The organism is Fructilactobacillus sp. YLN 2412 (genome assembly GCF_059488745.1).
Genome location: NZ_CM183165.1, coordinates 390,396 through 403,621, shown reverse-complemented (window position 1 = coordinate 403,621; position 13,226 = coordinate 390,396). Strand labels below are relative to the sequence as shown.

General features: G+C 36.4%; 8 protein-coding genes. 2 read left to right on the top strand and 6 right to left on the bottom strand.

The features are described 5' to 3' along the window. Positions 1 to 83: 83 nt before the first annotated feature. The gene (rpsG, locus tag AC0GLR_RS01765) at positions 84 to 554 is read right to left on the bottom strand and encodes a 30S ribosomal protein S7 (RefSeq protein WP_054645868.1); all 471 of its coding nucleotides are present in this window, start codon (positions 552 to 554) and stop codon (positions 84 to 86) included. A gap of 28 nt (positions 555 to 582) precedes the next feature. Beyond that, positions 583 to 1,002 (bottom strand): 30S ribosomal protein S12, encoded by a 420-nt coding sequence (rpsL, locus tag AC0GLR_RS01760; protein WP_054645869.1) that lies wholly within the window; start codon positions 1,000 to 1,002, stop codon positions 583 to 585. Positions 1,003 to 1,168: 166 nt separating this feature from the next. Here rpsL and AC0GLR_RS01755 point away from each other — a divergent pair, with 166 nt between their 5' ends. Both AC0GLR_RS01755 and AC0GLR_RS01750 read left to right on the top strand, forming a co-directional pair. After that, positions 1,169 to 1,846 (top strand): prepilin peptidase, encoded by a 678-nt coding sequence (locus tag AC0GLR_RS01755; RefSeq protein WP_495605097.1) that lies wholly within the window; start codon positions 1,169 to 1,171, stop codon positions 1,844 to 1,846. A 57-nt stretch (positions 1,847 to 1,903) separates the two neighbouring features. Beyond that, a complete protein-coding gene (locus tag AC0GLR_RS01750; protein ID WP_495605096.1) occupies positions 1,904 to 2,479 on the top strand; it encodes a xanthine phosphoribosyltransferase in 576 nt (191 codons plus the stop codon). Positions 2,480 to 2,547: 68 nt separating this feature from the next. Here AC0GLR_RS01750 and rpoC read toward each other — a convergent pair whose 3' ends face one another. The 4 genes from rpoC to AC0GLR_RS01730 form a co-directional block, all read right to left on the bottom strand. Continuing rightward, positions 2,548 to 6,195 carry a DNA-directed RNA polymerase subunit beta' gene (rpoC, locus tag AC0GLR_RS01745; RefSeq protein ID WP_495605095.1) on the bottom strand — a complete coding sequence of 1,216 codons (3,648 nt, stop codon included), beginning with the start codon at positions 6,193 to 6,195 and terminating at the stop codon, positions 2,548 to 2,550. 17 nt (positions 6,196 to 6,212) lie between these two features. Then, positions 6,213 to 9,827 (bottom strand): DNA-directed RNA polymerase subunit beta, encoded by a 3,615-nt coding sequence (gene rpoB, locus AC0GLR_RS01740; RefSeq protein WP_495605402.1) that lies wholly within the window; start codon positions 9,825 to 9,827, stop codon positions 6,213 to 6,215. Positions 9,828 to 10,119: 292 nt separating this feature from the next. Next, positions 10,120 to 12,591 carry an ATP-dependent Clp protease ATP-binding subunit gene (locus AC0GLR_RS01735; protein WP_495605094.1) on the bottom strand — a complete coding sequence of 824 codons (2,472 nt, stop codon included), beginning with the start codon at positions 12,589 to 12,591 and terminating at the stop codon, positions 10,120 to 10,122. Between the two features lie 18 nt (positions 12,592 to 12,609). Continuing rightward, positions 12,610 to 13,083 (bottom strand): CtsR family transcriptional regulator, encoded by a 474-nt coding sequence (locus AC0GLR_RS01730; RefSeq protein WP_495605093.1) that lies wholly within the window; start codon positions 13,081 to 13,083, stop codon positions 12,610 to 12,612. Positions 13,084 to 13,226 lie beyond the last annotated feature (143 nt).

The following is a 13,226-nucleotide window of genomic DNA, read 5'->3' as shown; positions in this document are numbered from 1 at the left end:
TTAACTCCTTTTATGATTCAATAATTCTAAAAAAGTGGCTAAAAATTTAGCCACCCTTGATTTACATTTAAACGAACAACTGATTACCAACGATAATGTGCAAAGGCACGGTTAGCTTCAGCCATTTTATGAGTGTCTTCACGTTTCTTAACTGCGGCACCAGTATTATTTGAAGCATCGATAATTTCTTTTGCAAGACGTTCAGTCATTGTATGTTCACCACGAAGACGAGCATAGTTAACCATCCAACGTAAACCTAAAGTAGTTCTTCTTGCTGGACGAACTTCAATAGGAACTTGGTAGTTAGAACCACCAACACGACGTGCCTTAACTTCAAGTACTGGCATTACATTTTTCATAGCTTCTTCAAATACTTCAACTGGATCATTACCAGTTTGTTCTTTGATTTCATCAAATGCACCATACAAAATTTCTGATGCAGTACCTCTCTTACCATCTAACATCAAGTGATTGATTAATTTTGAAACCAATTTTGAGTTGTAGATTGGATCAGGAAGGATTTCACGTTGTTGAACTTTACCTTTTCTAGGCATTTAAAGGACCTCCTAATTAAATATTATATTATTTCTTGTCTTTTGGTCTCTTAGTACCGTATTTTGAACGTCCTTGACGACGATCTTGAACACCGGCAGTATCTAAGGCACCACGGATAACATGATATCTAACTCCAGGTAAATCCTTAACACGACCACCACGAATTAAAACAACACTATGTTCTTGCAAGTTATGTCCAATTCCTGGAATGTATGCAGTAACTTCATACAAGTTTGAAAGACGAACACGAGCATACTTACGTAATGCTGAGTTAGGCTTTTTAGGAGTCATAGTACCAACACGGGTTGCAACTCCACGTTTTTGTGGTGAAGCATTTTGTGTATGTTTCTTTTTGTAACTGTTATATCCGAAGCCAAGAGCTGGGGACTTTGATTTAGAACTTCTAGATTTACGACCTTTTCTTACTAATTGGTTAATTGTAGGCATCTAAAAAGTCCTCCTTTCATAAAATTGTTTTAAGTCCACACATCCAGGCGGACCATTTTTAGAGATAAAAAAATCGCTTAACTTGAATAAGCACAATGAATAGATTAACACGTCTAAAATTAAGTGTCAATAACATCTTTACGTATTTTAAAATAGAGGTGACAAAATGAATTTATATTGGTTTATTTTTGGGTGCGTTATTGGTTCATTTTTAAATGTATTTGTTAGTAGATCATTGAATAAAACTAATTTTATTAATGGTCGTTCCCATTGCGATAATTGTCAAAAAAAATTGAACTGGTACGAACTAATTCCGATGATTAGCTACATCATTCAGTTTGGAAAATGTCGTAGCTGTCAGACTAAAATTCCTAAGCATGTTTTTATTTTTGAATTAACCATGGGCATCGCTTTTTTAGAATTTCATCCCTGTAATATTAATAACCTTTTATTATTAATATTTATTATAATCGTACAAATCATCAGTACTTTTGATTGGCTCACATTTCAGTTTAGCAGTTATTGGTTATTGCCATTATTAATCATTGCTCTTATTTTAACTAATTTATCACCGTTAATATTATTAACTATTTTTATAGTATATTTTATTTTATTGATGATAAATCATCGCTACATTATGTTAGGTAATGGCGATATAGATTTAATGATTTTAATATTAATAGTGTTTGGATACACTTCTATTGTTCACATCACATTGATTGCTTCATTACTAGCCTTGTTTTTTGCCATTATTAAGAAACAAAAATTAATTCCTTTTCTTCCTTTTTTATACTTTGGTATTTTAATAATGAATAGTAATTTCCTTAATTGCCTAGGAATTTAAAACAGCGTAATATTATAATTAAAATTGAATAATATCGCCAATTATTAGGAGGATTTCATGAAAGCACTAAAAACGGCCATTGAAGAACATGGAACAGTTTTACCAGGAAACATTTTGAAAGTTAACTCATTTTTAAATCATCAAGTTGATCCTGATTTAATGTATCAAGTAGGAAAAGAATTTGCTCGATTATTTCAAATGGAAAAAATTACTAAAGTTATTACGGTTGAATCCTCTGGAATTGCTCCAGCTGTGATGACCGGATTAGCCTTAAAAGTCCCAGTTGTGTTTGCTAGAAAAAGCAAATCACTAACTGTTCGCGATGACGTTTATACGGCTGATGTTATCTCATATACCAAGAAAACTAATAATCAAATTTACATTGAAAAGAAATTTATTAATTCAGACGATCATATACTAATTATTGATGATTTCTTGGCTAATGGTGAAGCAGTTAAAGGCTTATTACAAATTATTAAAAAAGCTAATGCTAATTTAGCAGGAGTTGGAATTGTAATTGAAAAATCATTTCAGCCTGGGGCCCAGTATTTACAAGATCAAGGAATTATCGTACATTCTCTTGCTCGAATCAAATCACTAGCTAATAACAAAGTTACTTTTATGAATGATTAGTTTTAAAAATTTTATATACAAAAAGAACGTTTGCGAATTAATTCGCAAACGTTCTTTTAATTTACACTCTATTTACTTGATTTCTCGTTATCTGATTCTTCAACAACCTCAGAGTCAGCTATTGCACTTTCTCCAGCAGGTTTGCCGATTTCTTCTGGTTCAATATCTTCATATTCATGAACACCAGTACCAGCAGGTAATAATTTACCAATGATAACATTTTCCTTCAAACCAATTAATGGATCTACCTTACCACGAATAGCAGCGTCAGTAAGAACTCTAGTTGTTTCTTGGAAAGATGCAGCTGATAAGAAACTATTCGTTTCAAGAGCAGCTTTGGTAATTCCAAGTAACACTGGACGTGCTGTTGCTGGTGTTTTACCAGTCATAACAGCATCTTTATTACGTTCCTTGAAATCATCAATATCAATCAAAGTACCAGGCAAGATATCAGTATCACCAGGATCCATTACCCGAACTTTACGAAGCATTTGTCTAACCATGATTTCAGCATGCTTATCATTAACTTCTACACCTTGACGACGATAAACTTCTTGAACCGCCGTTAACAAGTAAGTTTCAGTAGAAAGTGTATCTCTAATTTTAAGTAACTCTTTAGGATCAATTGAACCTTCATTCAAAGCATCACCACGTCGAACTTCATCACCTTCAGCGACTCTCATTCGAGCATTCAAAGGAACCTTATACTTTCTTGTATCAGCTTTTCCTTGAATAGTAACTTCTTTAACGCCTTCAGCAGGGTCTTCTTCAATCAATTCCACAACACCAGTAACTTCACTAATAGTTGATTTACCTTTAGGATTACGAGCTTCGAAAATTTCTTGTACTCGGGGAAGTCCCTGAGTAATATCAGTATTACTTGCAACCCCTCCAGTATGGAAAGTCCGCAATGTCAACTGAGTACCTGGTTCACCAATTGATTGAGCAGCAACAGTTCCAACTGCTTCACCAACACCCACTTCATCACCAGTTGCTAAGTTTTGACCATAACACATTTCGCAAACACCATGAGCAGTATTACAAGTGAAGGCAGAACGAATTTCAACACTGTCAATTCCAGCATCAACAATTTGTTGTGCCTTTTTATCGTCAATCATTTGATTTCGCTTAACGATTACATCACCAGTTTGAGGATTCTTAACGGTCTTCATTGCATTTCTACCTAGAATTCGATCGTAAAGAGGTTCAATCATTTCGTTACCTTCTTTAATGGCACGAACAGTCAATCCACGATCAGTTTCACAGTCTTTTTCACGAACAATAACGTCTTGCGCAACATCAACTAAACGACGAGTCAAGTAACCTGAGTTGGCAGTCTTCAAGGCTGTATCAGTCATACCTTTACGAGCACCATGGGTTGAAATGAACATTTCCAAAACTGACATTCCTTCACGGAAATTAGAAGTAATTGGAAGTTCCATAATCTTACCATCAGGAGAAGCCATCAATCCCCGCATTCCGGCAAGCTGAGTAAAGTTAGAAATATTACCACGAGCTCCAGAATTACTCATCATGAAAATTGGGTTTTCAGGATCAAAAGTCTTCATTAACTTATCTTGAATTTCATCTCTGGCATCGTTCCAAACGTTTACAACACGTTCGTAACGTTCTTGATCAGTGATTAATCCACGACGGAATTGTTTTGTAACTGTTTCAACTTTTTTATGAGCATCGGCTACAATTTCTGGTTTTTCGTGTAAGTCGGTAATATCAGACATACCAACTGTTAAACCAGATTTAGTTGATTCATCATTCCCAAGATCTTTAATTCGATCTAATAGTTCTGATGTTTCAGTAACCTTATATTGATTGTAAACTTCGGCAATAATATCTGATAAAAAGCTCTTCTTAAATGGTTTAACTAATTCAGCATCCTTAATGTGCTCATGAATATCTTCCCCAGGCTTTAAGAAATACTTATCAGGTACATAACCATGAAGATTAGTGGCAGTGGGCTCGTTTAAATAAGTAAATTCATTTGGCAAAATTCCATTAAAAATTACTTTACCAACTGACGTAACCATAATTTTGTCTTTTTGGTCATCAGTAAATGGTTTGTCTGGAAAGGCTGAGGCAGGAATTCCAATTCGACTGTGCCAATGAACTAAACCATCACGGTAAGCTAATTCAACTTCAGCAGGATTATTGAAAATCATCCCTTCACCTTCACGACCAGGTTCTTCCATCGTCAAATAATAGTTACCAATAACCATATCCTGAGAAGGAGCCACAACTGGTTTTCCGTCTTTAGGTGCCAAAATATGTCCGGCAGCAGCCATCAATAAACGTGATTCTGCTTGCGCTTCGTCAGAAAGTGGAACGTGGATAGCCATCTGATCTCCATCAAAATCGGCATTGTATGCGGCACAAACCAATGGATGCAAACGCATTGACTTACCACTAACTAAGACGGGTTCAAAAGCTTGAATTCCCAATCTATGCAAAGTAGGTGCACGGTTTAAAAGAACCGGATGTTCTTTAATAACATCAGGAAGAACATCAAAGACAACATCATCTTTACGTTCGATTTCTCGTTTAGCATTTTTAACATTTGATGCTAATCCGCGTTTAACTAATTCATGCATGATAAATGGTTTAAATAATTCTAGTGCCATTGAAACTGGTAGTCCCATTTGGCTTAATTTCAACCATGGACCAACATCAATAACTGAACGGCCTGAATAATCAACTCGTTTACCAAGCAGGTTTTGTCTGAAACGACCTTGCTTACCTTTTAGCAAGTGAGAAAGTGATTTCAATGGACGGTTACCAGGTCCTGCAACTGGACGACCTCGACGACCATTATCAATCAAAGCATCAACTGCTTCTTGTAACATCCGTTTTTCATTTTGCACAATGATGCCGGGAGCATGTAAATCTAATAAACGTTTCAAACGATTATTACGATTAATTACTCGTCGATATAAATCATTTAAATCGGAAGTGGCAAAACGCCCACCTTCAAGTTGTACCATCGGACGAAGATCAGGTGGCATAACTGGAATTGCGTCCATTACCATCCATGAAAGCTTGTTTCCAGAAGTTAAAAAGGCTTCCAAAATATCCAAACGACGAATTGCTCTCGTTCTCTTTTGACCAGTAGCTTTTTTTAACTCTTCTTTTAATTCTTTAACTTCTTTATCTAAGTCAACATCGTCTAACAAAGTTCGAATTGCCTCAGCACCGATTTCAGCGTGAAAACGATTACTATATTCCCGTTTCTTATCACGGTATTCTTGTTCTGTTAACAATTGTTTCTTTTCCATTGGGGTATTTCCTGGATCAGTTACAACATATGCTGCAAAGTAAATAATTTCTTCCAAAGCTCGTGGACTCATATCCAAAACAAGTCCCATTCGACTTGGGATTCCTTTGTAGTACCAAATATGAGTAACTGGTGCGGCTAATTCGATGTGTCCCATTCGTTCACGACGAACTTTTGAACGAGTAACTTCAACTCCACAACGATCACACACAATTCCTTTATAACGAATTCCTTTGTATTTACCACAGGCACATTTCCAATCCTTAGTAGGACCAAAAATTCTTTCGTCAAATAACCCATCTTTTTCTGGTTTTAAAGTTCGATAATTAATCGTTTCAGGTTTTTTAACTTCTCCAAAAGACCAACTACGAATGGTTTCAGGTGAAGCTAAGCCAACCTGCATACTTTTAAATTTATTAACATCAACCATTGGCATTACCTCCTTTTTTAATTATTGTTTTCGTCTTTATTTTCATTGGAAGCATCTAAATTGGCTGCCTTAGCAGCTTCTTCTTTCTTTTTCTCTTCCTTTTTTTCATCTTGTTCATGGGCAATCTTGTTAAGCGCGTTAACGTTTACAACATCGTCATCATCATCCATATCACGAAGATCAATTGGTTGATGGTTAGATCCAAGGACTTTCATATCAAGTCCAAGAGCTTGTAATTCTTTTACAAGTACTCGGAATGATTCTGGAACTCCTGGTTTTGGAATTGGTTCACCTTTAACAATTGCTTCATAAGTCTTTACTCGACCTACAACATCATCTGACTTATAAGTTAAAATTTCTTGCAATGTATGAGCAGCACCGTATGCTTCCAAGGCCCAAACTTCCATTTCACCAAAACGCTGTCCACCAAATTGAGCTTTACCACCAAGTGGTTGTTGGGTAACTAATGAGTAAGGTCCAATTGAACGGGCATGAATCTTATCTTCTGACATATGATTCAATTTAAGGTAACCCATAACACCAACAGCAATTGGTTTATCAAATGGTTCGCCAGTTCTTCCATCATAAAGAATTGTTTTACCATCATGAGACATTCCTGCTTCTCTAACCGCAGACCAAACATCATCAGAAGTAGCACCATCAAAGACTGGAGTAGCTACATGAATCCCAAGTTTCTTAGCTGCCATTCCCAGATGCATTTCCAAAACTTGTCCAATGTTCATACGTGATGGAACACCCATGGGACTCAATAAGATGTCAACTGGGGTGCCATCTGGCATGTATGGCATATCTTCTTCTGGAATCACGATTGAAACCGTACCCTTATTACCGTGTTTACCAGCCATTTTATCTCCGACTTGTAATTTACGTTTTTGAGCAATATATACTCGAACCATTTTATTAACGCCAGGTTGAAGTTCGTCTCCATTTTCTCTTGAGAAAACTTTAACATCTTGAACAACACCATCAGCACCATGAGGAACTCGTAATGAAGTGTCTCGAACTTCACGTGATTTTTCCCCAAAAATGGCGTGAAGCAACCGTTCCTCAGAAGATAATTCTGTCACACCCTTGGGAGTAACTTTACCAACTAAAATATCACCATCATGAACTTCAGCCCCAACTCGTACAATTCCTTCTTCGTCAAGATCTTTCAAAGCATCTTCACCAACATTAGGAATTTCTCTAGTCATCTCTTCAGGTCCAAGTTTAGTATCACGAGTTTCTGATTCATATTCTTCAATATGAATTGAAGTATATGCATCTTCTTTTACTAATCGTTCGCTAATAGCGATGGCATCTTCGAAGTTATATCCCTGCCATGTCATAAAGGCAACCGTTGGATTTTGACCAAGAGCAAGTTCACCATTTTCCATTGCTGGGCCATCGGCAATAATTTCATCAACGTCAACATGATCGCCAGTTTTAACAATTGGTGATTGGTTGTAGTTCATACCATTATTAGAACGCATGAATTTCGTTAATTCATAAGTATCTAAAGTACCGTTATCACGACGAATCTTAATCACACTGGCATCAACATATTCAACAATTCCGGCATATTTAGCAATTTTTGCAACTCCAGAATCATGAGCAGTTTTGTATTCCATTCCAGTTCCTACTAAAGGAGCATGAGGATTAATCAATGGAACGGCCTGACGCTGCATGTTAGAACCCATCAAAGCACGGTTAGAATCATCATTTTCCAAGAAAGGAATACATGCTGTGGCTACTGAAACAACTTGCTTAGGAGAAACATCCATATAATCAACATTGTTAGTATTAGCTTCAACATATTCTGATTTATCCCGAGCCATAACGTGTTCTTCTTTAAAGGAACCATCATTATTTAATGGCGAGTTAGCCTGGGCAATCACATATTTATCTTCATCACCAGCAGTCAAATAATCAATTTTTTCAGTAACTTTATGTGTCTTCCAATCAACTCGACGATATGGAGATTCAATAAATCCATATTTATTTACTCGTGCATATCCTGAAAATGAGTTAATCAATCCAATGTTAGGACCTTCAGGAGTTTCAATCGGACAAATTCGACCATAGTGAGTGTAGTTAACATCTCGAACTTCATATCCGGCTCGATCTCTGGTAATACCACCAGGTCCAAGTGCAGAAAGACGACGTTTGTGAGTTAACTCTCCTAAAGGATTAGTTTGATCCATGAACTGTGAAAGTTGTGATGAACCGAAGAATTCTTTTACAGAAGCAACTACTGGACGAATATTAATCAATTGTTGAGGCGTAACTGTTGCCGTATCTTGAATTGACATTCTTTCGCGAACAACACGTTCCATTCTGGAAAGCCCAATTCTAAATTGGTTTTGTAATAATTCACCAACCGAACGAACTCGACGATTACTCAAATGATCAATATCATCAACTGATCCGATTCCTTCTTGTAAATCAAAGAAATAATTAACTTCAGCCAACATATCAGCAGGAGTAATGTGTTTATAATCAAGACTGATATTATCGTTACCAACTACAGGAACGACCTTTTCAGGGTCTTTATTTGAATATACTTTAATAATTTGTACTGTAACTGGATCTGTCACAACTGCTTCTGCAGATGGATTAAAGGTATAAGCTTTAAAGTCTTTATTATCTAAATGAGGAGCAAGTTTTTTCATCAACTCTTTGTCGACAATATCACCTTTATTGGCAATGATCTCCCCAGTTTCAGGATCAGCCAAAGTTTCCGCAAGTGCTAGCCCCATTAAACGATTTTTCAAACTCAATTTTTTATTAGTCTTGTAACGACCAACAGGAGCCATATCATAACGCTTAGGATCAAAGAAGCGAGTCGTCAAAAGGTTTCTAGAAGATTCTGCTGTCTTAGGTTCGCCAGGACGCAATCTTTCATAGATATCTTTTAAGGCTTCTTCAGTTCTAGAATCGCTAGAATCTTTATGAACATCCTTTTCCAAAGTAAGGTTCAAGCTATCATTTGTACTACCAAAGATTTGGGTAATATCATCATCAGACCCAAAACCTAAAGCTCGAACTAGTTCGGTGATTGGGAGTTTTCTAGTCCGATCGATTCGGATATAAGAAACATTTTTGGCATCCGTCGCAAATTCCATCCAAGCACCACGATTAGGAATAACAGTTGCGCTATAAATTTCACGACCATTTTTATCTAATTCTTTGTGGTAATAAGCACCTGGAGAACGAACTAATTGAGAAACAATAACTCGTTCGGCACCATTAATAATGAAAGTTCCTTGATCAGTCATTAAAGGCAAATCACCAAAAAATACGTCTTGTGTCTTAATTTCACCAGTTTCATGGTTAGTTAATTTGAGCGTAACGTGTAGTGGAGCTGAATAATTAACTTCGTGAGCTCGTGCTTCAGCAACAGTGTATTTAGGTTCTAATAACTGATAATCTACAAAGTCCAACGAAAGTTTTCCTTGGAAATCATCAATTGGCATAATGTCTTTAAACATTTCACGAAGACCTTCGTCTAAGAACCAGTTATATGAGTTAGTTTGCACCTCAATCAAGTTTGGAAGATCCAAAACTTTTTTGATTCGTGCGTAACTTCTTCGCGTACGGTGTTTACCATACTTAACCACGTTTCCAGCCATTGCGTCTTCTTGTTTTTTTTCTTGAACGTTTCCTGCCAAACTGTTCACCCTCCTTAAAAAATCCTTCGAAAAGAAATGTTACATTTGTGTTACAAATTGGGTAAATTCCAATTTTTGAGCAAAAAAAATCCAAAAATAAGATCTTTTTCTTACTTTTGGTTTTCTATAAACGCCATCACGGACAATAGATCGCAATGACTCATTTCAATTCATTTTTATATACTACTTAATAATACAACTGTCAAACAATTTCGTCAACAAAAAAGCCACTGCATTTACAGTGACCTTTTCATTATTCTTTAACTAAATTTCGATGTTTACTAGTAATCGTAATTTCATTTTTACGAGCGCCAATTGAGATCTTATCGCCTTGCTGGAATTTTCCAGCTAACAAGTCTTCACTCAAAGGATCCTCAATTTTAGTTTGAATAGCTCGACGCAACGGACGAGCACCATATTCAGGATTATAACCACTCTTTGCAACCACATCAATCGCTGCAGGAGTAATTTTTAATTCATAACCTTGTTTTGAAACTCGAGAAATCAAATCCTGTAACATCAACTTCACAATTCGATGCAGCTCGGATTCAGTTAATGAATGGAAAGTAACTGTCTCATCAATTCGATTTAAAAACTCGGGCCGGAAAAAATGTTTAACTTGTTCATCAATTACTTTCTTCATGGCAGTTTCATCAGATTGCGTACGATCAGCGTCAAACCCAACTGTTTTTTTATCACGAAGTGCTGAAGCTCCTAAGTTTGAAGTCATAATGATAACTGTATTCCTAAAATCGACTTTTCGACCTTTAGAATCGGTTAAGAAACCATCATCTAAAACTTGAAGCAATAAATTGAAAACATCTGGATGGGCTTTTTCAACTTCATCTAACAACACCACTGAATAGGGATGTTTACGTACTTTTTCAGTTAACTGACCGCCTTCATCATATCCGACGTATCCAGGAGCTGATCCCACTAAACGACTAGTTGAATACTTTTCCATATACTCACTCATGTCAACACGAATAACCGAATCTTCAGAACCAAACATGGTTTCAGCTAAATCTTTAGCCAATTCTGTTTTTCCAACCCCAGTAGGTCCTAAAAACAAGAACGAACCAATGGGACGGTTAGGATCTTTCAAACCACTTTGAGCTCGACGAACCGCTCTAGCAACAGAAGAAACGGCTTCATCTTGACCAACTACTCGCTGGTGCAGAATGTCTTCAAGATTTACTAGTCGATCAGCTTCAGACTTTTTCAAATGAGTAACTGGGATTCCCGTCCATTCTGCCACAATTGCAGCTACATCTTCAGAATTTTCAGCTAACGTATACTGATGCTGTTGATTCTCAGCTGCTCGTTTAGCTTCTTCGCTTTTAGTTAAATTTGAAACTTCTTGTTCTAATTTTTGCTCTTTAGAACGAATTGCAACTGCTTCATCAAAACGTTGTTCTTCAATTGCCTGATCTTTTGCTTGACGAGTCGAATCCAATTCACGTTGCTTTTTCGCTAAAGCAGATGGTTTACCCATCTTATCAATTCGAACTTTAGCAGCTGCTTCATCCATTAAATCAATTGCTTTATCGGGTAAAAAGCGATCGCTAATATACCGGCTAGCAAGATCTACAGCCGAATCAATCGCATCATTAGTAATTTTTACATGGTGATGTTCTTCATATTTTGGTCGTAAACCTTTTAAAATTTTCTTTGATTCGTCAACACTAGGTTCTTCAACTTGAATGGTAGCAAACCGACGCTCTAAAGCAGCATCGGATTCAATGTGTTTTTGATATTCATCTAAAGTAGTAGCCCCAATCAATTGGATTTCTCCTCGAGCAAGGGAAGGCTTTAAAATATTTGAAGCATCGATTGCCCCTTCAGCACCACCTGCACCAATCAGGGTATGCAATTCATCAACAAACAAAATTACATTGCCGCTTGCTTGAACTTCGTTAATAACTTTCTTTAAACGGTTTTCAAATTCACCACGATATTTAGTTCCAGCTACCAATGATCCCATATCAAGCATCATAATTCGTTTATTAAGCATATCTTCTGGAACCTTTTTTTGGACAATTTTTTGAGCTAATCCTTCAGCAATCGCAGTTTTACCAACACCAGGTTCACCAATTAAAACCGGATTATTTTTTGTTCTTCGACTTAGAATCTGAATTGCACGTTTGATTTCTGTATCGCGACCAATGATTGGATCTAAATTACCATCTTTGGCAACCTTAGTTAAATCTTTAGCCAGGGAATCAAGCGTTGGCGTAAGCCCCTTTTTATTGCCAGATTCTCCTTCTTTAGGAAATCCCTGATCAGGAACCCCCATTTTTCGAATTGTAATTTTACGAACTTCTTCAGGACCTACACCTAAACTAATTAAAATCCGAGACGATAAAATTGCATTATCATTCGTCAAAGCTAGCAATAAATGTTCTGGACCAACTTTTGCACTACCATATTGTTTAGCAATTTTCCCAGCTAAAGCAATCACATCTCGCATTTTTGGTGAATATGACAAATAAGTGTTTTCGTCAACCTGTAAGTTGCCATATCCAGCTAATTGTTCAATTTCTTCTTTGACATCTTGCTCTGTAATTGATAGTTGATTTAAGGTTTGATATGCAATTCCACTTTTTTCAATTGCAAGAGCTAACAATAAATGCTCAGTCCCCACAGCTTGATGACGGAAATTACGTGCCTGTTCTTGAGCAATTTCAAGTACTTTTTTAGCGCTAGGCGTCAATGAATCTTCCATATTAGAATCTCCTTTCGGCTAACATTCATATTTAAGTCGGCATAATAAAGCCGACAATACGTTTGCACGAACTTTTTCTTCAGTTTCAGGATCAGAAACGTTGATCGCATCGTGAGTAAGAATTGATGCAACCATATTTACCTCTCGATCCGAGAGTAAATCATTATTAAAGAGAGTATGCAAGATATCTTCTTCATCTTTTTGACTGATACGGTCACTAATCGAATTAATCAAACGATCAAAAACATCTGAATCTTCCATTAAGTTAATCTTTTCAATTCTAATATAACCGCCGCCGCCTCGTTTGCTTTGGACGATATAACCGTCTTGAAGCGCAAAACGAGTTTTTATGACGTAGTTGATTTGAGAAGGTACCACATCAAAATGTTCCGCAATATCGGAACGTCTAATTTCGACCTCTTCTTCATCTGAACTAACCAGCATTTGTTTCAAATATTCTTCAATAGTATCTGACATACTATGGCTTGCCATAATCTCATCTCATTTCTGACTAATCTTGACTTTAATTATATAAACAACTCAATTAAATGACAAGTAAAGTAACTTGAAATACTTTATTTAAGTATATAAAAATACCGCCAAATTTATTATTTAGCGGTATTTTAGTTGAACTA